The sequence below is a fragment of the Streptomyces venezuelae genome (assembly GCF_008642375.1).
Classification (GTDB): domain Bacteria; phylum Actinomycetota; class Actinomycetes; order Streptomycetales; family Streptomycetaceae; genus Streptomyces; species Streptomyces venezuelae_G.
The window spans coordinates 236,223-261,010 of the sequence record NZ_CP029194.1 but is presented as its reverse complement, the minus strand read 5'-3'; the positions used below and the strand labels follow the sequence as shown (position 1 = coordinate 261,010).

Sequence of the window (24,788 nt, the reverse complement as noted above, 5' to 3'; positions counted from 1 at the left end):
GCGTCAGTTGTCCATCATCACCCGAATGCCACATTCCATGAGAAAAGGATTCTCCTTTGTCGCCACAGTACCCGGGCCCCGCCGGTTCGGCGAGACCCGAGGAGATCATCGGATCAGCTGCTGGGTCCATGTCCGGCGTCAGACTCCTGCTTCATCGCCGGTCCTTCCTTTCCTGTCGCGCGACGCCGTGATCCCCCGGGCCCGTGCCGCCGCCTCCCGCAGCAAGAGGCCGACGGCCGCCGGTGCCGGGGGGCCGGAGGTACGCGTCGCGAGGGACGGGCCGGCACGGCGTACCGCATCGAGGCGCAGACGCTGGACGCCGATGAGGGCCCGCAGGAAGGGCCGGTACGAAGGATCCACCACGTCTGTGAGGCAGGCCGCCGCCACCAGGTCGACGTCGGCCAGGTCCGCCTGCTCCACGACGAGCCGGCCCAGCGCCGCACCGGGCCGGGTGAGATCCGCACCATGGCGCGCCACCGCGTCGACGGGCACGCCCGGACGGCCCGCGCGCACATCCTCGGAAAGGTCCTCCAGGAAGTCGAAGCGCTGCATGGCGCGGATGAGCCGATGGCAGCCGTCGGTGAACACGGCCCGCGCCGATGCGTCCGAAGGCGCGAGGAGACAGGCGGTGAGCATCAGGGCGGGCAGTGAGTACTGCTCCACGTACTGCTCCAGTTCCTCCTCGTCGGCGATGGTCCGCCATGCGACCTCACGCTCGCATCCCTCGAGGAACTCCTCCACGTAGGCGCGCACGTCCGGGTGGAGCTCGGCCGTGCGCACCAGGCAGCGCAGCACGGGCAGCCCGGAGTCGCCGTCGGCGAAGGCCTTGCGTACGAGGCCTTCCCACTCCGAGAGCGCGGCCGCGCGTTCCTCCCGCGCCCCGCTGTCGATCCGGTCGTCGGTGCCGTGCATGAACGCGACGGCGGCCACGACGTGCGGCACCAGAGGGGCGGGGAGCAGGAGCCGCGCGGCCGCGTACTCGGCCGTCGCGAACCTCCGCACGGCCCGCCGCTGCTCGGTGTAGTCCCGCCGCAGCCGAGGCTCCCTGATCCCGGCCCGGTCCAGGGCCCGCTTCCACATGCCGATCTCCCGTCGCCGTCGGCTGCGAGCTTACGGGCCCCAGGTCGCGAGGCCTTGTCCGGTCGGGCCGGTCGGCAAGGGGTGTGGTGGCCGGTCGGCGCCACCGAAGCCACCCGGGCCCCTTCCGGCCGGGTCAGAAGAGCATCTCGCCTGTCGGGAAGCTGGATCCGACCTTGACGCGCGGGGCGTAACCGCCGGTGCCGTCGCCCTTGTAGAAGTAGAGGTCGCCATCGGCCTCCCGGCCGATCAGATCGGCCTTTCCGTCGCCGTTCAGGTCGCCGGGCGCAGCAAGAGCGTCGTAGACCTGCCAGCTGTTGCCGATGGTCCTGCGCTGTCCGAGCGTTCCGTCGCCGTTGCCCTCCAGCAGCCAGAGGGTGCCGAGCTGGTCGATGGCGATGAGGTCGGTCGTGCCCTGGACCCCGCCCGCCCCATGGGCGAAGTCCGCGGCGACCACGGACCGGTACGCGGCCCAGTCGCCGCCGGTGTCGGCGATCCGCGTGCGCGGGGCGTAGCTGTGCTCGCCCGTCCCCCTGTGGAGCCAGAGGCCGCCAGTGGTGTCGCGGGTGATCAGGTCGGCGGTGCCGTCGCCGTCGAAGTCGCCCGGGGCGAGGAGCAGATTGTCGTCCTGGAATCCGGTGCCGGCCGGATGGCGGCGGGCGCCACCGGCGTACGAACCGTCCTCCGCGCTGACGGGGTAGTGCCACAGGCCGCCCGTGGTGTCGACGGCGACGAGCGTCGTCCCCTGGCGGGCGACCAGCTTCATGCCCGTCCATCCGCTGCCGACCTTGCACGGCTTGGCGAGAGCGGTGCTCTCACCACTGACGCGACCCTCGTAGCGGTAGAGGCCACCGACCCCGTCCCGCCGGTGCACAGCGCCGGGAGCGGTGCCGTACGGGCCGCAGTCCGTCCAGAATCCGGCGGCGCGTACCGGCAGGTGGTCGGAGATCCACTGACCTCCCGGAGTCCTGGGTTCGACGGGAACGTCACCGACGACACCGCGGAAGTACCGGGAGCTGAAGAAGGTGTAGTCGAGCTTCTGCACCCTCGTCGCGTGCGAAGCGTCGAACTTCGTGAAGTCCCCCATGCGGCACCGCACGACCGAGGGGCCGACGCAGTCACTGTTCCCGCTGAAGTGATCGCGATCGGTCTCGTCGGCCTCGACGAACGTGCCGTACGCGCCGCCGCCGGCGCCCGGCTCGTAGAACCGATCGAGCACATCGCCCCAAGGCGAGGAGTTGAAGTCACCGCCCAGGACGACGGGGATGCCCGAGTCCTCCCACTCCTTGGCCTTACGGGCCAGGAGATCGGCCTCGCGGACCATCACCTGGTTCCGCGCGACCCTGTCGTTGTACGCGGCGAGCGCGTCGGGGGTCGCGGGGCTGGGGTAGTCGGGCGCCGTCGGAGTTCCCCACCAGAGGTGCACGGAGCAGGCCCAGGTCGGCCTGTACTGCACCCAGGCCTTGATGCAAGGAGCCTTGATGTCCTCGGCGGTGACGGGGCCGACCGCGACGGGGCCGACGGTGCCGAGGATGGCTGCCCCGGTGTCCAGGGAGAGGTCGGTGCCGGCGATGAACTGCCCCCTGACGAACAGGGCCATCCCGTAGCTCGGCGTGGTGCTCCCGACCGGATCCTTGCACCCCGGACCGAGGCTGCCGGCCGGGACGGTCTCGACGTACCGGCCCGTGTAACCGCGAGAAGTGAGGCTCGTGTTCATGCCGTTGAACTGGTACCGGCAGATTTCGACGAGAAATATGTAGTCGGCGCTCCAGCCGCTTCCGGTCTCCGCCAGGATCGCGTCGTGCCGGGCTTTGTTCTCCACTGCGGAGACAAGGCACCCCTGAGTTCCGCCGCTGCCACAGATGTTGTACGTGTACGTCCTGACGGGCGGTGCGGTCGACGAGGTCACGGTATCCGCGGCCTGCGCGAGAGGCACCGTCACTGTCGCGGCCGCGCACATGAAGGCCAACGAGGCGAGAAGGGCGCGGAACAGCCCGAACCTTCGCATGGGAACCCCTTGCCGGAGAGTCGTGGAAAAGAAGACGAACATTACTGAACGTCAGTTCGCACCGAAAATGCGACGCGGTCGAGGGCCGACCGGGTGATGGCCGACCCTCGCCCGGTGAGGGAGCGTCAACCGGCCGGGCACCGGCGCATCGGTGTGCTCGTAGCCGTCAGGAGGCACGGCGGGAGCGGGAGAGGGCCAAGCCGCCGAGGCCCGTGGCGATCAGGCCGAGGACCAGGGCGACGTAGGCGCCGCCCAGGCCGTTGCCGGTGCCGAGGTCGCCCTTGGAGGTGGCCGCGACCAGCCCGCCGAGGGTGAGGCCGATCAGGCCCGCGGCAATGGCCGGTACAGCGCCGGGCCGGCTGGTGGGGCGGGCCAGGGCTCGCCAGGCGATGATCACGCCGGCGAGGCCGAGCAGAGCGCCGGTGGTGGCGCCGAGGCGACCGAGGCCGAAGGTGTAGACGCTGGCAGCGAGCAGGTGGTCGGCGGACATGAAGTGCTCCTTGTCGTAGGGCCCGGCATTGTTCGGGTGGTGCAGATCGTGCCCGCCGGACCGGACTCCGGTCGTCCGGCAGCCGCAGACACTTCGCCCTGCCGCAGGTGCGGCAGGCACGCCGCCTCTACCGCAGGTGCGGTAGTCGCCTGCTCCTCCGCGAGGGGGACTTGCCTGCGGCCGTGGCCGGTTAGGGTCCTTGCATGAAGGCAGGGTGGGCGGGTGCGTGGGCCCGGTACGGGGACTGGGTCATCGCTGTGGGTGTGGCGGTGGCGCTCGTGACCACAGGGCTGTCCGGGGGGTCTGCCGCCGCGGGCACGGACCTGGTCGGGGTCGGGCTGCTGGCGGCCGGTGGACTCGCGCTGGTCGCCCGTGGCCGGGCGCCCGTGATGGTGCTGGCTGTCAGTGGGCTGTGCGCCATCGGGTACCAGGCGGCCGGATTCGATGTGCCCGCCGTCGCGTACCTGTTCGCGGTGTACGCGGCCGTGAGGTCCGGGCACCGCTTCCAGACGATCGCGGCGAGCGTGGTCGTACTGGTCCTGCTTCCGCTTGCGGCGCTGGCCTCGGGGCTGCACGACACGGGCGAGGCGTTTGCGCAGGCCCGGGGCGCCCTCGAAATCGCCTGGCTGATCGCGGCCGGCTCCGCGGGAGAGGCACTGCGGCAGGCCGAACGGCGGGCGGAGGAGGCAGAGCGCACCCGTGAGGAAACGGCCCGGCGCCGCGCAGACGAGGAACGGCTCCGCATCGCCCGGGAGCTGCACGACTCGCTCACTCACCAGATCTCGGTCATCAAGGTCCAGGCGGAGGCCGCCGTGCACGTGGCCCGCAAGCAGGGCCAGGAGGTGTCGACGTCCCTCCTCGCGATCCAGGAGGCCGGGCGCGAGGCGAGCAGGGAGCTGCGCGCCACCCTGGAGGCGCTGCGCGACGACGACACGACGCCCCCTCGCGGGCTCGACGACATCCCGGAACTGGTGGAGCGGGCCCGGAACTTCGGCCTCGACGCGACGCTGACGATCCAGGGACAGCCGCACGGCATGCCGACCGCAGTGGAGCGGACCGTCTACAGGATCGTCCAGGAATCCCTCACCAATGTCGCCCGCCACGCCGACGCGGCCACGGCCTCGGTCCGGATCGACTGCCGTCCGGACGTCCTCGCGGTGCGCGTCGACGACGACGGCAAAGCGGCGCCGGGCAGCGCCCCGCCGCCGGGGCTCGGACTGCTCGGGATGCGCGAACGTGTCACCGCCCTCGGCGGTCGGCTGCGTGCCGAACCACGCGACGGCGGCGGCTTCACCGTCCGGGCCGAACTCCCCGTGGAACACACCATGGGACGCACGTCGTGATCCGTGTCCTGCTGGTCGACGACCAGCCACTCATCCGCAGCGGCTTCCGCGCGTTCCTCGATCTCGAGGACGACATCGAGGTGGTGGCCGAGGCAGGCAACGGGGAGGAGGCGCTGGCCCTGGCCCGACAGCACCTGCCCGAGGTCGCGCTCGTCGACATCCAGATGCCGGTCCTCGACGGCATCGAGACGACGCGGCGCATCGCCGCAGACCCCGCCTTGGCCGGGGTCCACGTCGTCATCCTGACCAACTACGGCATGGACGAGTACGTCCTGGACGCGCTGCGCGCCGGCGCCGCCGGATTCCTGGTCAAGGACATCCTGCCGGAGGACTTTCTGCACGCTGTGCGCGTCGCCGCGCGTGGCGACGCCCTGCTGGCCCCTTCCGTCACCCGCCGCCTGATCAACCAGTACGTCACCCAGCCGCACGCCGCCGGTACCGGGAACCGCACGGCGCTGGAAGACCTGACGGGCCGCGAACGCGAGGCCGTCACCTTGGTCGCGAGGGGTCTGTCCAACGATGAGATCGCCGAAAGCATGGTGATCACCTCGCTGACCGCGAAGACCCACATCAACCGGGCCATGGCCAAGCTCCACGCCCGTGACCGCGCCCAACTTGTCGTCCTCGCCTATGAATCCGGCCTGGTCACCCCAGGCGGCTGTGCCCCTTCCTCCCCCTGATCACACTGGTTCCGGGCGCGGCCAGGTGGAGAACCACCAGGGTTCGCCGACGGTGGTCGCGGTGCAAACGCGGGCGAACCACGTCCTCGTGCGAGGGCAGGGCACGGGTTGATCAGAGCACCACGCAGCCGACGATCGGACCATCCTCGGATGCCGCCGAGTCGGCGACGCCCTGCCGGACACTATGGTGGTTACGGAGCGTGTTGCCCCCGGGCCCTGCACCGGCTTCTTCGGAACCCCCGCCGACCGGTCCAGCGAACACGGGCAGCGGCGACGCCTCGGGTGTCACCGTCACCCTGCCGGCCGGCGTCTACTACAGCCGGGCGCTCGACCTCGGCACGGGCCCCAAGCCCAGTTCGGTGACGCTCAACCGCGACGGGACCCGCACCCTCGTCTGGAACGTGGGTGCGGTGCCGGCGAACTCCGGCGAGCTGCGGATCGTCTTCACGGCGCGGCCGACGCTTCTGGCACTGGCCGGCACGACGTACACCGACACCGGGTCCGTGAGCTACCGGAACGCCGGCGGAGCCTGCACCTTCGCGCCGGTCACCGACTCGGCCACCACGTCCACCGACCGGGACGGGGCCCTGTCCGTCAGCGAGGGCACGGCGGCGTTCAACGGCAGCAACGCGCCGAAGAGCATCCTGGGCAAGCAGCTTCTGACCGTCTACTTCAACCTGGCCACCAGGCGCATCAACGCCGGCACGGAGATCAGGTCGAGGACCGCCCGGTCGCTGGGGCTCGACAACGTGCGCGAGGCGGTGATCTACGCGCAGGACACCCTGCTCCTCCCGGTGAACTCCGGCACCTCGCCACGCTACAGCGGCATCATCGGCGTGCTGGACGACGTCAACGCCAACAGGATCGAGGTGCACGGCGAGAGCTCGGCGAACCGCTCCCTCAGCTGACCGAACGCGGCCGACCCGGTCGGGTGGCCGTGGATGATCACGTCCCGGACGACGGCTGCGGTCGGTCGCCCGGCCATTTCGAGGCGGAACCAAGGCCCGTACACGAGCTGCAGCGTGTGCACGGGCCCAGGGGGTGTCCGGAAAGTCCCGCCTGGCCCGCGGGCAGACGGCGCTGCCTTCCGGACACCCCCTAGGAGCGATGCAGAATCGCAGAGTCCGACGGCCTGCGGATGTCGAGAATGCGTCACCGGCTCCGCCCCAGGGACATCAGCGGCCACCACCGGCCGTACGAGGAAGAGGGAGAAACCGGCATGGCGATTCAGCGGATGGACAACGTCGGCATCGTCGTCGAGGACATGGACGCCGCCATCGCGTTCTTCGTGGAACTCGGCATGGAGCTGGAGGGCAGAGGGGAGGTCGAGGGCTTCTTCGCCGACCGGTGCACGGGACTCGAAGGCGTCCGTTGTGACATCGCGATGGTCCGGACCCCGGACGGTCACAGCCGGATCGAGCTGGCGAAGTACCACAACCCCGCGGTGATCAGCGCGGGCCCGCGCAACCGGCCGCACAACGTTCTGGGCACGCACCGCGTGATGTTCGCTGTCGACGACATCGAGGACACCGTTGCCCGCCTGCGTCCTCACGGTGCCGAACTCGTCGGCGAGATCGCCCGGTTCGAGGACAGCTACCTGCTCTGCTACCTCCGCGGCCCGGACGGCATCATCGTCGGACTGGCCGAGCAGCTGGGCTGAGAAGGAGGAGCCGAACCATGCAGCCGAACGTGGCAACCGGCCTTCTGCACCGTGTCAGCGTGGGGTGAGGAGGCAGAACTCGTTGCCTTCCGGATCGGTCAGAACCGTCCAGGAGATCGCGGACTGGTCGATACCCGGGTCGCCGGCCCCCAGTGCGCGCAGCCGGGCTTCCTCCGCTGCCAGGTCGTCACCGGGGTAGGGGCTGATGTCGAGGTGCACGCGGTTCCACACACTCTTGGTGTCGGGGGTGCGGATGAACTCCAGGTAGGGGCCGACGCCCTTGCCGGAACGCAGGGCCGCGCTTTCGTCGGTGACCTCGTGCAGCGTCCAGTCCATCGCCTCGTCCCAGAACCGTGCCATCTCCCGTGGGTCGGTGCAGTCGACGACCACCGCGGCGACCGGGCCGGTTTCCCGGTAGACCGGACGGGGCTCCAGTACGCAGAACTCGTTGCCCTCCGGATCGGCCATGACCGTCCAGGGGACGTCGCCCTGGCCCACGTCGGCGAGGGTAGCGCCGAGACCCTTCAGGCGGGCGACCAGCTCCGCCTGATGGGCGGGAGAGGTGGTGGCGAGATCCAGGTGCACCCGGTTCTTCACCGTCTTGGGTTCCGGGCGGGCGACGATGTCGATGCAGACGGCCACGGGGTCGGGATAGACGAAGCCCACGGGTTCGAGGTTCGTCACGCCGGGTCCCTCGCTGTCCACACCCCAGCCGAGTGCCTCCGCCCAGAACCGGCCGAGCGCCACGTCGTCCCGGGCCGTCATATTGATCTGCACGAGCCTCGTTGTCATGCCTCAGATCCTAGAAGCCGTCGCCTGCCCGGGCCCGCCGTGATGGGCTCGATTCGGAGATGCCGGCCGTCGTCGGCCCACAGGAGCCCTCCTCGAACGGCACGGCCCCTCCCCACTCGAAGAAGCAGCCCAAGAATCGTCAAAGACGTTCTGCGCGTTGAGCAATGAGAAACCGGGCGGCCCTCACAGGGTCGTACGTTCCTCGTGTGACTCCTTCTTCCTCTGAATCTCACATGTCCCAGAGCCCTGCCGCGGCCTCTTCCTCCTCGCGCCGCACACTGCTGCGCACCGCCCTCACCGGAGCGGCGCTGACCGCAGGGTCCTGGGCATGGGACCTTCCCGCGGCTTCGGCCGCACCTCGGGCGCACGAGAGGCCGCGGCCCGCCACCCCTGCAGCGGCCTTACGCGAGCTGAACGCGGGCAACCGGCGCTGGCGCACCCACCACGAGCGACACCCTCACGAATCGCGCGCCGTCCGGCGGGAGATGGTCTCCGGACAGCATCCGTTCGCCGTCGTCCTCGGCTGCATCGACTCCCGCGTCGCGCCCGAGCTCGTCTTCGACCAAGGCCTGGGCGATCTGCTCACCGTGCGTTCCGCGGGAGAGGTCCTGGACGAGGCGGTGCTGGGCAGCGTGGCGTACGGAGTTCTGGAGCTGGGCATCCCGCTCGTCGTGGTGCTCGGGCACCAGTCGTGCGGCGCCGTGTCCGCAGCCGTACACGCGGAGCAGACCGGTGAGCCGCTTCCCGCACACATCCAATACATAGCCGACCAGATCAAGCCCGCGATCGACCACTCGCACGAAGGAGCCGCCCGCATCGACGCGACCGTATCGGCGCAGGTGCGGCGTGTGCGGTCACAGCTCGCCGCGGAGCCCGACCTCGCCACGAGGATCACGGCGGGACGGTTGGCGATCGTCGGCGCGCGCTACGAACTGACCAGTCAACTCGTCCATCCGGTCGACTGATCGAGACGCGCCGAGACGGTCGAGGCGCGGGCCGGGGCTGTCGGCTTCAGGAAGCCCATGCGCCCTTCCACGCCAAAAAGTGGTGATCCGCAAGGCGGTTATTGGCTGGGCGCCACCCTGCCTCGACGTGCACGGGCCCCTAGCATTCGACCATCCCTGCTCACACCGGCGGGGTGGTCGGACAGAGTTCATACGCATGATATTTCAACCGTTGCCGGTTGGACTACCCCACTGCGTATTTCCGACCCTTCCGTTTCCGTGCGCCGAGTCTCCACCGCGGTAGGGCCGTGACGGCCACCGCACATGAGCGTGGCGCGCCGCATTTCCCAGCCCCGTGGCGCGGGCGCACCCACGTGCCCGTGCCCGTCGGGGACCGAAGCACCGGATGGGAGAAACATGAGATTTCCCCTGCTCGTGAGCGGGGCCGTCGCCGCCCTGTTCGCCTCGGCCCTGCCCGCCGGAGCCGGCCCGTCGTCGATCGTCGACCCGCCGCCGGACAGGATCGTCATCGACATCGCCACGGTGAACGGATCCGGCTGCCCCCTGGGCACCGCCGCCATAGCCGTCTCCGAGGACAACACCGCCTTCACCGTCACCTACAGCGAGTACCTCGCGCAGGTGGGCGGCGGTTCCTCTCCCACGGCGGCCCGCAGAAACTGCCAGCTGAACCTCCTGGTGCACGTGCCCCAGGGATTCACGTACGCGATCGCCAGCGCCGACTACCGGGGCTACGCCTCGCTCCAGCGCGGAGCGAGCAGCACGGAGAAGGCCTCGTACTACTTCCAGGGCTCGCCCAGCACGGCCTCCCGCACGCACACATTCCGGGGCCCGTACGAGGACAACTGGCAGGCGACCGACGAAACCGACTGGGCACAACTGGTCTGGGCGCCCTGCGGCGTGCAGCGCAACTTCAACATCAACACCGAGCTCCGCGTGAACGCCGGCACGTCGAGTCCGGGCGCCACCAGCTACATGACCATGGACTCCACGGACGGTGACATCAGCACCGTCTACCACCTGGCGTGGAAGGAGTGCCCGGCCGGCTGACGCATGCGGCGGCCGCGGCGCACCGCCACCACCGCGCCCGGCCGCCGCTCCCGCCGCCCTGCCGTCGCCACCGAGACCTCACTCGCACGCCGGAACCGCGCCGGTGTACGTCTCACTGAGGAGCTCCGACCAGGGCGTAGTACTTGAGGATGACCCGGTGCCCGTACCGAGACGGACTTTGCGACCGATGGGGAACCTGGGCCCGGGACAGCCGTCTTGATCCTCGCGTCGGCTTGATCGTCGAGTCGACCCGAGGAGGTTCTGATGGCAGGTCAGGTGACGGAGAGGCCGGCGATGGCGTCGGCGCCGGAGTACCAGGGGGCGCTGGGGTCGCTGTCCGTGAACGCCTCTCTGCCCGAGGTGCTCGCCCGGGGCGTCCAGGAGCTCCGGGCGGCGGAGGAGGCCGGGGACCTGCGGGAGATGGCGCGCTGCGGGCTGGCCGTGGCGGAGGCGTGCCGCAGGCTCGGGCGGATCGAGGAGGCCGACCGGGCGTGGAAGGCGAGCTACCGGGCTGCGCGTTCGGCCGGCCACGAGGGGGCCATGGCGTGGGCGCTGTGGAGCGGCGGCACACTCGCCCGCCAGCGTGGTGCGCTCAGGCTGGCCTACCGGCTGCTCGGGCTCGCGGCCGAGATGGGGGAGCGGGGCGGAGACGTCGTCGTGCGGGGGTACTCGCTGGCGGGACTCGCCGAGACCGGACGCATCCAGGGCGATTACGAGGCGGTCGGGAGGCTGCACGAACAGCTGCTGGCCGAGGCCCGCCGCCGCGGGGAGGCCCGGCACACTGTCTGGGCGCTGGAGGGCATAGCGCAGATGCACCGCAACACCGGCTCGTACGACCAGGCCCTGGCCCTCTTCGAGGAGGCTGCCGAGACGGCGTCGCGCGCCGAGGACCGACGCGGATGGGCGTGGGCCCTGCGGGGCATCGCCGACGTGGTGTCCGTGCGGGACGGGGACGTCGAGCGGGCCCTGTCCCTGCTGTCGCAGGCGGAGGAGGCGTGCCGGGAGATACGGCTGGCCAGTGCGCTCGCCTACAACCACAAGATGCGGGGCAACGTGCTGTACCGGTCAGGCCGCTACGAGCAGGCCCGAGAGTGGTACGCGCAGGCGCTGGAGGAGTTCCGCGAGATGGAGGAGCCGCGGGGGACGGCACTGTCGCGACTGGGACTGGTCAAGGCCGAAGCCCGCCTGGGCCGCGACGCCGCGGACACCGCCGGGGATCTGGCCGTACTCCGCACGACGCTGGACCGCATCGGGCTGCGGCACGCCCGGGACATGGTGGACAAGGCCGCGGCCGAGCTGGGGGTCGGCCCACTGCCGGATCACGCCGGTGACGGACCGGGGGCAGCCGCACCGGTGCTGCCGGCAGTCGGGGCGGAAGCGCTGCGGAAGGCCGACGTGGAGGGGTTGCGGTGAGCGCCCTCCCGACGTCAGGCCTCCCGACGTCCGCGCTTCCGACGTCAGGCCTTCCGACGTCCGCGCTTCCGGCGTCAGGTCTCCCGGGGTCCGCGCTTCCGGCGTCAGGTCTCCCGGGGTCCGCGCTTCCGATGTCCGCCCCGGCGGTCCGCTCGCTGAACAGCGTGCCGGGCGCCACGGTCGTCACCACGGTGAGCACCTCTCATGTGTCCGAGGCCTCGGCGGCCGCTCTCCTGGCGCGGTGCCGCGACCGGGTCCGGCCCGCGCTGGTGGAGGCGGTGGGCCGGTTGCACCCCTGGACCGGCGAGATGGCGGCGTACGCGCTGGGCTGGGCCGACACGACCGGAAAGCCGGACCCCGACGGGTCCGAGGGCAAGGGGGTGCGGCAGACGCTCGCCGTGCTCGGGGCCGAGGCCGTCGGTGCGGACGGAGCCGTCGCGGTCCCGGGCGCCGTGGCCGTCGAACTCGTCCACACCTTCTCGCTCCTCCACGACGACATCATGGATGCCGACGCCCTGCGCCGGCAGCGCCCGGCGGTCTGGAAGGCGTACGGGACCGGCCCCGGCGTCCTCGCCGGCGACGCGCTCCTCGCCCAGGCCGTGACGAGCCTGGCCGAGGCCCCGGGCCACCACACGGCGGCCGCGGTACGGCACCTCTGCCGCACCCTGAACGCGCTCGTGTCCGGCCAGGCGGAGGATCTGCGCTTCGAGGAGCGCCCTTGGCGCGGACCCGGCGCGGTCGAGCCGGAGCAGTACCGGGCCATGGCTGAGGGCAAGACAGGTGCCCTGCTGGGTTGCGCGCTCGCGCTCGGCGCGATCCTCGGTGGCGCCCCCGACAGGACCGTGACCACGCTCGAACGAGCCGGTCGCCATCTCGGCCTCGCATTCCAGGCGGTGGACGACATCCTCGGGATCTGGGGCGACCCGAGAGTGACCGGAAAGCCCGTCCACGCCGACCTCCGGCAGGGCAAGAAGACCTACCCGGTCCTCATCGCGCTGGCCGGCGGAGGCAAGGCCGCGCACGAACTCGCGGTGCTGCTCGACTCCGCCGGGCGGATCGACGGCGAGACCGCCGAACACGCGGCGATGCTCGTGGAGGAGGCCGGCGGGCGGACCGGGACCCGCGAGGAGGCGCGCCGGCACCTGGACGCGGCTCACCGCACGCTGCGGGAGGCGCCGCTGAAGCACCCCGCAGCACAGGAACTGGACGTGCTGTTGACCCACTTGCTGGACCGTACCTGGTGACACCACGGCCCTGGCCCCGGTCCTGACCCTGGCCCTGAGGTGGCTCGGCCCGGCCGGTGGAGCGGCAGCAGCCGCCCGCCGGTCGGGCCGCTTCCGTGTCCATCGAGGCGACGGCGAGACCCGCACCTGACGACGTACCGGCCCTCGACCGGCTCGCCACCCCATTCGGCCGGACGGCCCAACCCCCGACCGGGGTGGGCCGGGTTCCGTCGCGTCGACGAGTCGGCGGCCTCCCGCCGGGGCTATCTCTTGACGGAGACAACCGACGCATCGGGAGCAAGCCATGGGCCTCATCACCATCGAGATGTTCGCGACCCTCGACCTCGTCGGGCAGGCGCCCGGCGGCCCCGACGAGGACCCGGTGGGATTCCCGTTCGGCGGCTGGCAGGCGCCCCTGCTGGACGAGGTCGCCGGGGCGCAGATCGATGCCGCGTACGAGGGCACGGACGCCCTCCTGCTGGGCCGGAGGACGTACGACATCTTCGCCGGCTACTGGCCTCACCAGGAGGGCGGCGAGGACGCCGAGTTCGCCACGCTGTTCAACAGCGTCCCGAAGTACGTGGCCTCCCGTGGCAGGCCCGACCTGTCGTGGGCCGGATCCACGCAGCTCGGCCCGGACCTCGCCGCCGCGGTGCGGGAGATCCGTGACCGGCACGAGCACGTGAAGGTCGTAGGAAGCCTGAACCTCGTGCAGACCCTGCTGCGCGAGAAGCTCTTCGACCGCCTCGACCTCTGGCTGCACCCGATCGTGCTCGGGGTCGGGAAGAAGGTGTTCGATGACGGCGCGGTGCCCACCAACGTCAAGCTCCTCGCACCCCCGGCGGCGAGCCCGACGGGGACTGTGTTCCTGCGCTACGGGATCGCCGACGGCACTCCATCGACGGGGGACATGAGCCTGCCCGACCGCGGCCTCGGAAGCGACGGCTGAAGCTCCCCCCGCCGGGTCAGGGTGGGTCGGCGCATCCCGCGCTGCGACGTGCGCGCAAAACCCCTTGCGTAATGGTCAAGAAACGTTGACCATTGGGCCATGCCTCACGATGATCTTCCCGACACGTTCCACGTCACCACCGACGAGCAGCTACGCGCCGTCTCCAACCTCACGCGTCACCGGATCATGGCCGTGCTCCGTTTCGAGCCCGCGACGATCACGCAGATCGCCGAACGAGTGGGCCTCGCGAAGGGGAGTTCCAGCTACCACGTACGGCTGCTCGAACGGGCCGGCCTGGTGAAGGTGGTACGAACGCGGAAGGTCCGTGGTGTCACCGAGCGGTACTACGCGATGGCCGCGCAGGCGATCGTGCTGCCGGATCCGGGCGAAGGCGGTCCCGATGTGCTGATGCGGCATGCGGTGGCGGACCTGGAGGCCGCGCCGGCCGATGGCGAGCGGCATGTACGGATGGCGCATCTGCGGCTCACCGAAGCGCAGTTCGCAGAACTGGGGGAGCGGCTGCAGGCGCTGGCGGACGAGTACCGGGAGCTCTCCGACCCGTCGCTGCCGGACGCGTCGCTCGTCTTCGCGCTGTTCCACCCTGCACCGCGCAACCAGGCCGAAGGAGACGCCAAGTGACCTCAGACGTCCGGAAGTTGCCGACCGGGTTCGGTCGGCTGTGGACCGCGCAGACGGTGTCCTCGCTCGGTGACGGGGTGACTCATGCGGCGCTGCCGCTGCTCGCGTTGACGCTGACGCGGGATCCGATGGCGCTCGCCGTCGTCACGGCCGCCGGAACGCTGCCGTGGCTGCTTTTCGGGGTGCTCGGCGGTGCGCTGGTGGACCGCTGGGACCGCCGGCGCACGATGTGGGTCACGGACGCGGCGCGCGCGGTGCTGCTCGCGATACCGGCGGCAGCGGCCGCGCTCGACGTGCTGAGCGTTCCACTCCTCGCGGCCGTCGCGTTCCTCCTCGGCCTCGGCGGACTCTTCTTCGACACGGCCGCCACGGCCTATCTGCCGGATCTGCTCGGCCGCGACCCCGCGCTCCTGGAGCGCGCCAACTCCCGTCTGCGCGGCGCCCAGACCGCCGCGTCAGGCTTCGCCGGGCCGCCCGCCGGCAGTGCCCTGCTCGCGCTCGGGCGGGCGGTACCGCTACTCGCCGACGCGGTCTCGTTCGCGGTCTCCGCACTGCTCGTACGGTCGCTGCCCGCCGTACCCCGGCCCGTACCGCATGCCCGTGAGTCGCTGCTGCGGCAGGCACGGGCCGGTGCCTCGTACGTCTTCAGGGATCAGTTGCTGCTCGGGCTCGCGCTGCGTCCGGCGGTCGGGAACGTCGCCTTCCTCGCCGTGGAGACCGTACTGGCCCTCTTCGCGCACGACCGGCTCGGCATCGGCGCCTTCGGCTTCGGCCTGCTCCTCACGGCGGAGGCCACAGGCGGTCTGCTCGGCGCGGCCATCGCCTCCTCTCTCGGCCGACGACTCGGCACCGGAACCGCTCTGACCTGCACGGCCGCGGTCGAGGGACTCGCCATCCTGGGCCTTGCCGCCGCCCCGAACCCGTACGTCGCCGGCCTCGCGCTCGCCGTCTGCGGAGCGGGCATGGGCGCCACGATGGTGCTCGGTCCTTCCCTCCGGCAGGCGATCGTCCCCGCCCACCTGATGGGCCGGGTCGCGTCCACCTCCCGCATGCTCGCCATGTGCGCCGCCCCGTTCGGTGCGTTCCTCGGCGGCTGGCTGGCCACCACCCACGACGTACGCACCCCGCTCTACACCGCCGCCGGCCTCCTCCTCACGATGACCGCCGTCACCGCGACCATGACCAGCAACCGCCGGGTCGAGGCGGCACTGCGGGCTGCCGCCGCCCCGGCCGATGATCCCGTTCACCCGGAATCCCGCGACCCCGTTCGGGAGGGTGCTGCGTAGGGCTCCGCGAGGTCACTGAGTCCCTGGTCGGCGCCGTGACCGTCGGCCGAGTGGGCTGTGCGCGAGGCGCTGTGCAGCTGTGCAGCTGTGTACGAGGCCTGTTCATCCAGGCTCCGAGGCCTCACCATGCTCGTGACTACTCGTGCGTAACACGTCGTAGGGAGAAGTGTGTTGAAGCCCGGTTCCAGTGTCGCCGCCAGGATCGCCGTTCCGGTGCTGGCCGTTGTCGTGGCCTTGCTCGTGCCCACCGCGACGGTCCGGGCCCAGGCGCCCGAACGAAGCGCGGTCGCCCGCACCCCGGTCGTCTTCGTCCACGGCTACAACGCCGACCCCGGCGTATGGGGCGGCCTGCGCGAGGACTTCAAGGCCGACGGTTACACCGACGCCGAGCTCTTCTCCTTCGGATACGACACGCACCGGTCGGTCAACGAAGTCCTGTCGGGTGAACTCGCCGCGTACGTCGAGGGCGTGAAGCGGCAGACCGGCGCGAGCCGCGTCGACCTCGTCGCCCACTCCTTCGGCAGCCTCGTCACCCGCTGGTACCTGAAGTACGACCCCGCCGGTCAGGCCTCGGTCGCCCACTGGGCCTCCCTGGCCGGCCCGAACCACGGCACCAGCACCGCATGGGCCTGCGCGCTGTGGGACCAGGCCTGCCGCGACATGACCCCCGGGTCCTATGTCCAGAAGGGTCTCGCGGCGGGCGACGAGACCCCCGGGGCCGTGCGCTACGCGACCTGGTGGTCGAACTGCGACGAGGTCATCAACCCCGACAGCAGCGTGCCGCTGACCGGTGCGACCAACAACGCCGCCGGCTGCCTCGCGCACAACGACCTCCTGGGCGACGACGCCGTCTCCCAGGGCGTGCGCGCGTTCCTGGGCTCGTAGGGCGTGCATCGAAGTGCTCGCAGTACGGTCCGTGGGCGGACCTCACCGGTCCGCCGTTATTTGCCTGGGAAGACGATGCCTTCGAGTGTCAGGGGCATCGGGTAGGCGCGCTCCGCAGGAAACAGCCGCTGTGCCTTGGCGGCCTGCCCGGTCTGTATCAGTGTCGCGGCCTTGCGGACTTGGGGGGTGAGGTCGGTGAGACCGACGATCCAGTCGTCGGTGAACGTGCGGATCAGGTCGCGGCTGATGCCGACCTGGATGCTGTAGTGGTTCAGTGCCGCTCCGCGCGGCGAACGCTCCGGGTCCCACTGGACATGTACGGGTGCCTGGGCCACCGCTGCCGGGTCGGCGGTCGTCAGCACGGCCTGGGACAGGGCCTCCTCCCAGCCCTCCCGGGTGATCCGCACCGCCAGAACACGTTCCTGGCCCGGTTTGCGGGCCCAGTTGCTGCGGTGCATCAGCCACATGAACGAGGGCTTGATCCACGTCATTCGGTGGAACGAGAACGGCGCAACGAAACGGCCCGCCCTCAGCGCCGCGTCAGCGATGACAGGCGAGTACGCCTGATGGACCACGATCGTGTGAGCGTCGTAGTCGGCACGAATCTGATACTGGGGCGTCATGCGCCGCACCCTGCCATCTGGTCCGCCGGCGTGGCGAGCCGATTTCGCCTCACCGCGCCCGGGCAGGTTCGGATCGGGTCGGCCGGCGTCCACATGATCGGCGTGCCGAGTCGGGGGATTCACAGGCGGAGGACGACGAGCGCCGTGTCATCGGTGTTCCCGTCGGTGTTCAGGAGGTCCGCCAGGAGGCTGTCGGCCAGGGTGTCGGGGTCCTCTCGCCCGCGCCGGCTCAGGGAGTCGGTGAGACGCGCGAGGCCGGCGTCGATGTCCTCCGTCCGACGCTCGATCAGGCCGTCCGTGTACATCACCAGCGTCGCGCCTTCGTCGAAGGAAACGGTCGCCTGAGGTCGGGGGACGTGGTCCGGGCGGGCGCCGAGCGGCGGGTCGGTCGCCCGGTCGAGGAAGATCACGTCGCCGCCGGCGGTGAGCAGTGCGGGCGGAGGGTGGCCGGCGCTGCTGTAGGTCAGGGTGTGGCTGTTCCAGTCGATGAAGGTGGTCGCCGCAGTGGTCGACTCGGCGCCCTCGACGGAGCGGGCGTAGAGACCGAGGGCGTCGAGCGCCTGGGCCGGGCCGTCGGCGACGAGCGTGGCCGCGCTCAGCGCGCTGCGCAGTTGCCCCATGACACAGGCCGCGCTGAGGCCGTGGCCCACGACGTCTCCCACGGCCACCGCCATACGGTCCCCGGGGAGTCCGACCAGGTCGTACCAGTCACCGCACACGTTGAGGCCGCCCACCGCGGGGCGGTAGCGCACGGCCGTCCGATGGTGCCCGACGGGATCGGGGGAGGGCAGCATCGCCGCCTGGAGGGCCAGCGCCACCTTCCGTTCCCGGGCGTGTGCCTTGCGCAGGCGCTCGTTGACTTCCTGCAGCTCCCGGGAGCGCGTGTACAGCTCGGCCTCCAGCCTTGCCGCCTCGGTGGTGTCCCCCAGGCCTCCGCGGGCGCGGATGAGCGGGGTGATCTCCTCCACCCGGTGCACGATCATCGCCACCTGTCCGTCGGGGCCGGGTACGGGAGCGTTGACGGGGCTCCAGAAATGCTCCTGCCATTGGCCCGGCCGATCGGAATCCTCGATGTCGTAGCGGAGCATCGCCATGGTGTCGCGCTCGCCCGTGGCGACCACGCGAAGCATCGACGCCTCGGTCTCCCGCATTCCCGCGGCGGCGGGGTCGTTGGGGTTCTCCGGGAAGGCGTCGAAGATGTAGCGGCCGACGAGCTGCGCGCGGGGGCGCCCGGCGAGCCGTGCGAAGTCCTCGTTGACGTCGACGTACACCAGGTCGGGTGTGAGCAGGGCGACCATGCCGGGCAGAGCCTGGAACACGGCTGCGTAGTCGACCTGCTTCTGATCGTTCATTCCGTTGCCCGCCTCAACGCCGACCCCACCGTGTGCAGTTCCACGATAGAAGCGAACGCGCCGCGGCGGTCGAAGTCCTGTGATCTGCGGACTCGGGCCGTCACCCGTTCGGCCCTGTGGGCGAACCTCGGCTCACAGGGAAACCGATGGTGTGTACTACCAGTACACACCATCGGTGCGTATCATGAGTCCATGCCTCTCCCTCGGTTCGATCGACTTCCCGCCGAGCGTCAGGAACTGATCCTGGCCATCGCGCGCAGCCACTTCGCCGACCACGGCACCGAAGCCGCCTCGTACAACAGGATCATCGAAGCGGCGGGGTTCTCGAAGACCGCGGCGTACCACTACTTCGACGGGCGCGAGGACCTGCTCTCCGCTGTGCTCGACGGCGTACTGGGCCGGCTGCTCGGCGCGCTCGGCCCCTGGGTCGCGGCCCGTGACGCGGCGGACTTCTGGTCCCGCCTCGACATCGGCGCCTCCGCGCTCGCGGCACATCTGCAAGGCCACCCGGACGACCTCGCCCTCGCCGACGCGGCCATCGGGCACACACGCGGTGAGACCGGACCGTGGCTGGCGTGGTTCGACGACCTGGTCTCGGACGGCCAGCGGCTGGGCGTGATCCGCACCGACGTGGACCACGAGCTCCTGGTGACCGTGACCGCGGCGGTCGTCAGAGCCGCTGACACCTGGGCGGTCGCCCGCATGAAGGCGTCACCCACGCCCACAGGCCCGCACGGGGCCGAGGGGGCGCAACTCTGGCGCCTGCTCCGCGGATTGTGGAGCGAGACCGGATCGTTCTTCGACGACGGGAACGCCGATGCGCACTGACCTCGAGGTCGTCTGGGACATACCCGAGACCCCGCCGGGATTCGCGGGCCGTGTGGAACGGTTCATGGGGCCGGGCAGAACGCGTTCCGAGACGGTGGTGGAGATCGCAGGCCTGGCCGCATGCGCTCTGCTCCTCGTCGCCGGGATCCGGGCCTCCGGAGCCTGGCACGAGTGGTCGGTACCGCAGTGCGCGGTGGTGGCGCTGGTGGGACTGGACCTCATCGGCGGAGTGCTCACCAACGCGACCAACGCCGCGAAACGCTGGTACCACCGCCCCGACCCACGCACCAGGAGGTCACGGCTCCTGTTCGTCTCCGCTCACGTGCTCCATCTCCTGGCCGTGGGGCTGATCGTCTTGTCCGGTGACTGGCGCTGGACGCTGGGCAACGCCGCACTGCTGCTCACAGGAGCGGTCATCGTGGAGTTCACGCCGGTGCACCTCAAGCGCCCCGTCTCGATGATCGCTCTGACGGCCGCAGTCCTGGTGAATCTGTTCTGGCTCGAAGTTCCCTACGTACTGGGCTGGTTCGCACCGCTGTTCTTCCTGAAACTGCTTGTCTGTCATCTCGTCCCGGAGGCGCCCCTGGAGCGTGGACGCCGTGGGTGAGACCACCCCGCCGTGGAGGATCGATGTGCGTCCGGATCCCGCCACCTGCGCCCGCACCCTGGCCGCGGCCTTCCACCGGGAACCGGCCCTCTCGTGGATCTGCGGTGCGTCGCAGACGCTGAGGACCCAATGGTTCGACACCACGCTACGGACCCACGCGACACTCCCCGGTGCCCTCCGGTACGCAGCCACGACCACGTCGGACGCCCGGCCGGTCGCCGCGGCGGTCCTCACACCGCCGGGCGCGGCGCCGGGAATTCCGGCCCGTGCGGCCTGGGCGGCGCGGACGGGCCTGCGATGCGGGCCGTCCGCCTTGGGGAAGACCTTGCGCTATCTGCACCACGCCGAAGCCCTGGTCCCGACAGGCGCGTGGACCCTGGAGTTCATCGGGGCACGCCCCGACAGCGCGGGGCGCGGCGCCGGACGGTTCCTCCTTGATCACGTACTGGCGACCGCACCTGCCCCGGCGGGCTTCTTCCTGACCACGGCTGATCCGGCGAACGTCCCTCTCTACCGCCGCTTCGGCTTCACAGAGCTGCAGCGGACGGTACTGGGCCCGCTGACCGTCACGGCGATGGCGAGGCCAGGTCCCACCTGACAGGACGACACCTCCGTCGCTGCCCGCCCTCCCCACATCCACGGGCTTCCTGGGGTCGCTGCTCCTCGCTTCCCCCACCTGGCCTCGCTCACAGAGCCGCTTCGTGGTCGCGGTCCTACGCTCGGGGTATGCGACGCAGCCAGATGCACATGTCCCGCGAGGCCCAGGAGGCCCTGCTCAAGGGACTGCAGCAGCTTCGGGCAGAGTTGAAGGCCACTGCGGAATTTCCCGCGCACGTGCTCCGAGCGGCGGACGAAGCCGTGGGCGAGGTCGACCTGCCCGCGAAGGACGCCACCAACCTGCCGTTGTTCACGATCGACCCGCCGACCTCGAAGGACCTCGACCAGGCCATGTACCTGGAGCGGCGGGCCGGCGGCGGCTACCGCGTGCACTACGCCATCGCCGACGTGGCGGCCTTCGTCAAGGCCGGTAGGCCGCTGGACGTCGAGGCACGCGACCGGATCGAGACGCTGTACTTCCCCGATCTCAAGGTGCCCCTGTATCCGCCGTCGATCTCCGAGGGGCCGGCCAGCCTGCTTCCGGGCCAGGTCGTCCCGGCCCTGCTGTGGCAGCACGACCTCGACGCCGACGGCAACGTGACCGATTCGACCGTCAGCCGGGCCAAGGTCCGCAGCCAGGCCAAGCTCAACTACGCGGGCGTCCAGCAGGACATCGACGCCGGCACGGCCGAAGAGCCGGTCGCCCTGCTGCGCGAGATCGGCCGGCTGCGGGAGGCCGTCGAGGCCGCGCGCGGCGCGGTGTCGGTGAACCTGCCGGACCAGGAGGTCACGCTTCAGGGCGGATCGTTCCGGCTGAGCTACGTGGCGACACTGCCCGTGGAGGGCTGGAACGAGCAGATCTCCCTCATGACCGGAATGGCCGCCGCCCAGATCATGCTGGACAGCGGTACCGGGATCCTGCGGACCCAGAAGGAGCAGACCGACGAGCAGGTGGTCGCGCGCGTGCACGGCCTCGCGAAGTGCCTGGGCATCGACTGGCAGCCCGGAGTCAAGTACGCCGCACTGGTCAACTCCCTCAACCCGGCTGACCGGAAGCACATGGCCTTCCTCAGCGAGGCCACCGCCATGCTGCTCAAGGCGGAGTACACCACCTTCCGCGACCACAACCTCCCGCAGCACACATCCCACGCGGCGATCGCGGCCCCGTACACCTACGTCACGGCCCCGTTGCGGCGCCTGATCGACCGGTACACCGGTGCCCTGTGCGTGGCCGCGTGCGCCGACAAGCCCCCGCCGAACTGGGTGCTCGACGCTCTGCACTGCCTGCCGTGCGACATGGCCCGGGGCAAGGGGAAGCTGGCGGACCGGGGCGCGGTCGACCTGGCGGAGGCCGCGGTGCTGAAGAACCGCGAGGGCCAGATCTTCGGTGGCACGATCATCAACACCGACGCGGAGTTCAACAAGCCGAAGGAAGGCACGGTGCACCTGGCGGAACCCGCCGTGATGGGCAAGATCACCTCGGGCGAAAAACTCAAACTGGGCGCGAGCGTCCAGGCCGAGCTCACGCTGGCCGACCCCCTCTCCTCCGACAGGCACAAGGTCGTGTTCAAGAAGGTGTAGCCACCCGCCCCCTCCGGCGGTCCTAGGGCCTGTCTTTCGGATCATGCCAGGCCCCGCGAGCCCGGCATGATCCGAAAGGCGGCCCCTAGGGTGTTTCCTTCGGATCATCCGATCGTTGGTTGATGTGTGTCGTTGACTGATGCCCAGTGGGCGAGGATCGAGCCGCCGCACCGGGTTGCCGTGGATGGATCTGCCCGAGCACTTCGGCTCGTGGAAGGGCGCCCACAACCGTCTGCGGAAATGGGCCGCCGATGGCACCTGGGAGAGAGTCTTCACGGCCCTGCTCGCCCAGGCCGACGCCGAAGGCGACCTCGACTGGGTCGTCGCGGTCGACTCCACCATCGTCCGCGCACATCAGCACGCCGCCGGGGCTCGTCAAAAGGGGCTCCGGCCGGCGAGCCGGAGGACCATGCTCTCGGACGGTCCCGTGGTGGATTGACCACGAAGATCCATCTTGCCGCGGACAGCCGTTGCCGCCCGCTCGCGTTCGTCCTCACGCCTGGTCAGGCCGGTGACGCGCCCGCGTTCTCCGAGATCATGGCCCAATTACGGGTGCCGCGGCCGATCGGTCGGCCCAGGACCACCCCGGATGTGGTCCTGGCCGACAAGGCATACTCGTCGCGCGCAATCCGAACCCATCTGCGTCAGCGCGGGATCCGGGCGGTGATCCCGCAGCCCGCCGACCAGGTCGCCAACCGCAAACGGCGCGGCCGGCTCGGCGGCCGTCCGCCGGCTTTCGACCGTGACGCCTACAAGCAGCGCAACACCGTCGAGCGGTGCATCAACAAGATCAAGCAATGGCGCGGCCTGGCCACCCGCTACGACAAGACCGCCACCATCTACCTCGCCGCTCTCCACATTGCGGGCATATTCATCTGGTCGACGAGGTGACCAGATACGGCTAGCCAGGCTGAGCCCGGTTCCAGGCGCCTTACCAGTGGTGCCAGACTTCTGCGGGGGCAATGTCCCAGGACGTGCCCGCAATCTCTCCGGGATTGCAGAAGAGCGCCCAGGTCACCGCGGCATCGCCGGCACGCTGTGCTCCCAGCTCAATTGCGAATCCGTCGACGAACAGATCGCCTCCTGGACTGGAACGGAGCCCCACGTCGTGCCGGACCGCGTAGGACTCCATGTCCTCGAAGAGTTCCGAGGGAACCCGGCCGATCAGACGGATTCCCTCGTGGGTGACCTGTGGGCCGAGCCGTCCATCGACCAGCACGCACGTCAATCCCGCGCCTTCGATGAAGTAGCACTTCACCGCTGGCCGGCTTCCCCAGACCGGCTGCGGTTTGGAGAACTCGACCCGCCACTGTGTACGGCCCGTCGAGTGCCAACCCCCCATGTCGTGCTGCTTCGCAGTGAAGCCCTGCCCCGCCATGGCGGCGACGGCGGCCTCCCGACTCATTCCGAAATCCAGTGGCCCAATGGTCTGGAGTGGGACGTACCGCCACTGGTCCCGCTCGGAGTCCCCGAGGACCGCCCAATAATCCGTGCTCACGGCCCCATGATCGTCCATGCGGCTCTACTCAGAGCAATCCGACGGGAAGATCCGAAGGAAACGCCCTAAGGGCTGTCCCGTAAATGATCTTCTGGTTGCGTTGGCGTGGTTGGCCGCCGAGCGGCCCGCTTGCCTATCCGGTGAGGGCGAGGTTGTGCATCCGGGCGATGCCGAGCATGGCGTGGTGGACGCCGTCGCCTTTGAGGCGGCAGTCGCGGAGGATCTTCCAGGTCTTCATGCGGGCGAAGACGTGCTCGACGCGGGCTCGGACCTGTTTGTGGGACTTGTTGTGCTCTTCTTTCCAGTCCGGGAGTTCGCTCTGGCCGCGCTGTCGGCGGTGCGGGATGACGAGTCCGGTGCCCGGGTAGCCGCCGTCGGCGATCGTGAGGGTCTTGCCGACGGCGGCCTTGGCGCCGGACTCCTCCCACGCCTTGCAGTCGTTGCGGTTCCCGGCGAGCGGCCGGCCGACCACGACGACCAGGCGGGTGTCGGCGTCGATGACGACCTGGTGGTTGGTGGAGTACCGGTAGTTTTTCGACCGCTCGGCGATGGTGTGGTCGCGGGTGGGGACCAGGGTGCCGTCCACGATGAGCACGGCGTCCTTGGCGAACCGCTTGCGGGGCTGGAGAGCGAGCATCGGCCCGAGGTGGTCGATGATGCGGTCCGCCGCCGACTTCGAGACCCCGAACAGCGGCGCGAGCTGCCGCATGGTCAGGTTCGTGCGCCAGTAGGCCGCGACCAGCAGGGCCCGGTCCTCCAGCGGAAGACTCCACGGCCGGCCCTTGCGAACGGCATCCGCACCCTGGCGCCGCAGAACGGTCACCAGCTTCCCGAACTGCCTTGGGCTCAGCCCGGTGAACGGGGCTATCCAGGACGGCTCCGATGCCGTGATCACACCAGCCACAACAAGATCATTCCAGGCCGGTTAAGGTGCCTTCTTCGAGCCGACGGACTGGAGACGGATGATGGAGCAGGACGAGGCCCTGCAACTCGCGGTGGCGTTCCTCGCGCACAGTCAGCGTGATGACGAGCCGCCTCTCGCCATCGACGCAGAGCGGGTCCGTGAGAGCAACGGGCTGCTGATCGTGCCCTACAACTCTGTGCAGTACCTCGCCTCGCGTGATGCGAGAGAGCAGCTGTTGGACTGCTGGCCCATCCTCGTCGACCTTGAACGCGGGGACGTGCGATTCGGGACCATGGACGAGCGACATCTGTGGAGGAACCTGAGCGCCTGACGGCTGTCCG

25 protein-coding genes and 1 pseudogene are annotated in these 24,788 nt (G+C 70.2%); 18 read left to right on the top strand and 8 right to left on the bottom strand.

Features of this window, described 5'->3' with window-relative positions; genetic code table 11:
• Positions 1-138: 138 nt before the first annotated feature.
• From DEJ46_RS01230 to DEJ46_RS01220, 3 genes are all read right to left on the bottom strand, one after another.
• Positions 139-1,080 carry a squalene/phytoene synthase family protein gene (locus tag DEJ46_RS01230; RefSeq protein ID WP_150263619.1) on the bottom strand — a complete coding sequence of 314 codons (942 nt, stop codon included), beginning with the start codon at positions 1,078-1,080 and terminating at the stop codon, positions 139-141.
• Between the two features lie 133 nt (positions 1,081-1,213).
• Entirely contained in the window at positions 1,214-3,085 is a 1,872-nt protein-coding gene (locus tag DEJ46_RS01225; RefSeq protein WP_190622374.1) for an FG-GAP-like repeat-containing protein, read from the bottom strand.
• 166 nt (positions 3,086-3,251) lie between these two features.
• Positions 3,252-3,575 carry a DUF6223 family protein gene (locus DEJ46_RS01220; protein WP_150263615.1) on the bottom strand — a complete coding sequence of 108 codons (324 nt, stop codon included), beginning with the start codon at positions 3,573-3,575 and terminating at the stop codon, positions 3,252-3,254.
• 203 nt (positions 3,576-3,778) lie between these two features.
• Between DEJ46_RS01220 and DEJ46_RS01215 the strand changes: the two genes are divergently transcribed.
• From DEJ46_RS01215 to DEJ46_RS01200, 4 genes are all read left to right on the top strand, one after another.
• The gene (locus DEJ46_RS01215; RefSeq protein WP_150263613.1) at positions 3,779-4,918 is read left to right on the top strand and encodes a sensor histidine kinase; all 1,140 of its coding nucleotides are present in this window, start codon (positions 3,779-3,781) and stop codon (positions 4,916-4,918) included.
• On the top strand, positions 4,915-5,598 hold the full coding sequence (locus DEJ46_RS01210) for a response regulator (protein ID WP_150263611.1): 684 nt from the start codon (positions 4,915-4,917) through the stop codon (positions 5,596-5,598). Before DEJ46_RS01215 ends, DEJ46_RS01210 begins: the two co-directional genes overlap by 4 nt.
• 200 nt (positions 5,599-5,798) lie before the next feature.
• Positions 5,799-6,506 (top strand): hypothetical protein, encoded by a 708-nt coding sequence (locus tag DEJ46_RS01205; RefSeq protein ID WP_150263610.1) that lies wholly within the window; start codon positions 5,799-5,801, stop codon positions 6,504-6,506.
• Positions 6,507-6,817: 311 nt separating this feature from the next.
• Positions 6,818-7,258, top strand: a complete 441-nt coding sequence (locus DEJ46_RS01200; RefSeq protein ID WP_150263607.1) for a VOC family protein — start codon at positions 6,818-6,820, stop codon at positions 7,256-7,258.
• A 54-nt stretch (positions 7,259-7,312) separates the two neighbouring features.
• Here the strand turns inward: DEJ46_RS01200 and DEJ46_RS01195 are convergent, their stop codons facing one another.
• Positions 7,313-8,050 (bottom strand): VOC family protein, encoded by a 738-nt coding sequence (locus DEJ46_RS01195; protein ID WP_150263606.1) that lies wholly within the window; start codon positions 8,048-8,050, stop codon positions 7,313-7,315.
• A 233-nt stretch (positions 8,051-8,283) separates the two neighbouring features.
• On the opposite strand from DEJ46_RS01195, the gene DEJ46_RS01190 reads away from it, so the two are divergent.
• The 8 genes from DEJ46_RS01190 to DEJ46_RS01155 all read left to right on the top strand — a co-directional run bounded on the left by DEJ46_RS01190 (position 8,284) and on the right by DEJ46_RS01155 (position 16,457).
• Positions 8,284-9,015 carry a carbonic anhydrase gene (locus tag DEJ46_RS01190; protein ID WP_150263604.1) on the top strand — a complete coding sequence of 244 codons (732 nt, stop codon included), beginning with the start codon at positions 8,284-8,286 and terminating at the stop codon, positions 9,013-9,015.
• Between the two features lie 396 nt (positions 9,016-9,411).
• On the top strand, positions 9,412-10,062 hold the full coding sequence (locus tag DEJ46_RS01185) for a DUF4360 domain-containing protein (RefSeq protein WP_150263602.1): 651 nt from the start codon (positions 9,412-9,414) through the stop codon (positions 10,060-10,062).
• A gap of 264 nt (positions 10,063-10,326) precedes the next feature.
• A complete protein-coding gene (locus DEJ46_RS01180) occupies positions 10,327-11,475 on the top strand; it encodes a tetratricopeptide repeat protein (protein ID WP_150263601.1) in 1,149 nt (382 codons plus the stop codon).
• 131 nt (positions 11,476-11,606) lie between these two features.
• The gene (locus tag DEJ46_RS01175; protein WP_150263599.1) at positions 11,607-12,719 is read left to right on the top strand and encodes a polyprenyl synthetase family protein; all 1,113 of its coding nucleotides are present in this window, start codon (positions 11,607-11,609) and stop codon (positions 12,717-12,719) included.
• 283 nt (positions 12,720-13,002) lie between these two features.
• Positions 13,003-13,647, top strand: a complete 645-nt coding sequence (locus tag DEJ46_RS01170) for a dihydrofolate reductase family protein (RefSeq protein ID WP_150263597.1) — start codon at positions 13,003-13,005, stop codon at positions 13,645-13,647.
• Between the two features lie 99 nt (positions 13,648-13,746).
• On the top strand, positions 13,747-14,286 hold the full coding sequence (locus DEJ46_RS01165; protein WP_150263595.1) for an ArsR/SmtB family transcription factor: 540 nt from the start codon (positions 13,747-13,749) through the stop codon (positions 14,284-14,286).
• Positions 14,283-15,572 (top strand): MFS transporter, encoded by a 1,290-nt coding sequence (locus DEJ46_RS01160; RefSeq protein ID WP_150263593.1) that lies wholly within the window; start codon positions 14,283-14,285, stop codon positions 15,570-15,572. Before DEJ46_RS01165 ends, DEJ46_RS01160 begins: the two co-directional genes overlap by 4 nt.
• Before the next feature lie 171 nt (positions 15,573-15,743).
• Entirely contained in the window at positions 15,744-16,457 is a 714-nt protein-coding gene (locus tag DEJ46_RS01155) for an esterase/lipase family protein (protein WP_223834446.1), read from the top strand.
• Between the two features lie 56 nt (positions 16,458-16,513).
• Here the strand turns inward: DEJ46_RS01155 and DEJ46_RS01150 are convergent, their stop codons facing one another.
• Both DEJ46_RS01150 and DEJ46_RS01145 read right to left on the bottom strand, forming a co-directional pair.
• Positions 16,514-17,080 carry a DUF4291 domain-containing protein gene (locus DEJ46_RS01150; RefSeq protein WP_150263591.1) on the bottom strand — a complete coding sequence of 189 codons (567 nt, stop codon included), beginning with the start codon at positions 17,078-17,080 and terminating at the stop codon, positions 16,514-16,516.
• Positions 17,081-17,199: 119 nt separating this feature from the next.
• Positions 17,200-18,432: a PP2C family protein-serine/threonine phosphatase gene (locus tag DEJ46_RS01145; RefSeq protein WP_150263589.1), complete on the bottom strand. Its 1,233-nt coding sequence runs from the start codon at positions 18,430-18,432 to the stop codon at positions 17,200-17,202.
• Between the two features lie 192 nt (positions 18,433-18,624).
• On the opposite strand from DEJ46_RS01145, the gene DEJ46_RS01140 reads away from it, so the two are divergent.
• The 5 genes and pseudogenes from DEJ46_RS01140 to DEJ46_RS39595 all read left to right on the top strand — a co-directional run.
• The gene (locus tag DEJ46_RS01140; RefSeq protein WP_150263588.1) at positions 18,625-19,260 is read left to right on the top strand and encodes a TetR/AcrR family transcriptional regulator; all 636 of its coding nucleotides are present in this window, start codon (positions 18,625-18,627) and stop codon (positions 19,258-19,260) included.
• Complete coding sequence (locus tag DEJ46_RS01135; RefSeq protein WP_150263586.1) at positions 19,250-19,867, top strand: hypothetical protein; 618 nt, start codon at positions 19,250-19,252, stop codon at positions 19,865-19,867. Before DEJ46_RS01140 ends, DEJ46_RS01135 begins: the two co-directional genes overlap by 11 nt.
• Positions 19,860-20,465, top strand: coding sequence for a GNAT family N-acetyltransferase (locus tag DEJ46_RS01130; RefSeq protein ID WP_190622372.1), 606 nt, complete (start codon positions 19,860-19,862; stop codon positions 20,463-20,465). Before DEJ46_RS01135 ends, DEJ46_RS01130 begins: the two co-directional genes overlap by 8 nt.
• A 128-nt stretch (positions 20,466-20,593) precedes the next feature.
• Positions 20,594-22,045 (top strand): RNB domain-containing ribonuclease, encoded by a 1,452-nt coding sequence (locus DEJ46_RS01125; RefSeq protein ID WP_150263582.1) that lies wholly within the window; start codon positions 20,594-20,596, stop codon positions 22,043-22,045.
• Between the two features lie 166 nt (positions 22,046-22,211).
• Positions 22,212-22,936: pseudogene (locus DEJ46_RS39595) on the top strand (IS5 family transposase); the annotation flags it as partial.
• Positions 22,937-22,976: 40 nt separating this feature from the next.
• Here DEJ46_RS39595 and DEJ46_RS01110 read toward each other — a convergent pair.
• Together DEJ46_RS01110 and DEJ46_RS01105 are read right to left on the bottom strand one after the other, a co-directional pair.
• Positions 22,977-23,543 carry a hypothetical protein gene (locus tag DEJ46_RS01110; RefSeq protein ID WP_223834445.1) on the bottom strand — a complete coding sequence of 189 codons (567 nt, stop codon included), beginning with the start codon at positions 23,541-23,543 and terminating at the stop codon, positions 22,977-22,979.
• Positions 23,544-23,676: 133 nt separating this feature from the next.
• The gene (locus tag DEJ46_RS01105; RefSeq protein WP_150263576.1) at positions 23,677-24,447 is read right to left on the bottom strand and encodes a transposase; all 771 of its coding nucleotides are present in this window, start codon (positions 24,445-24,447) and stop codon (positions 23,677-23,679) included.
• Between the two features lie 58 nt (positions 24,448-24,505).
• Between DEJ46_RS01105 and DEJ46_RS01100 the strand changes: the two genes are divergently transcribed.
• A complete protein-coding gene (locus tag DEJ46_RS01100; RefSeq protein ID WP_150263574.1) occupies positions 24,506-24,778 on the top strand; it encodes a YrhB domain-containing protein in 273 nt (90 codons plus the stop codon).
• The last annotated feature ends 10 nt before the right edge of the window (positions 24,779-24,788 follow it).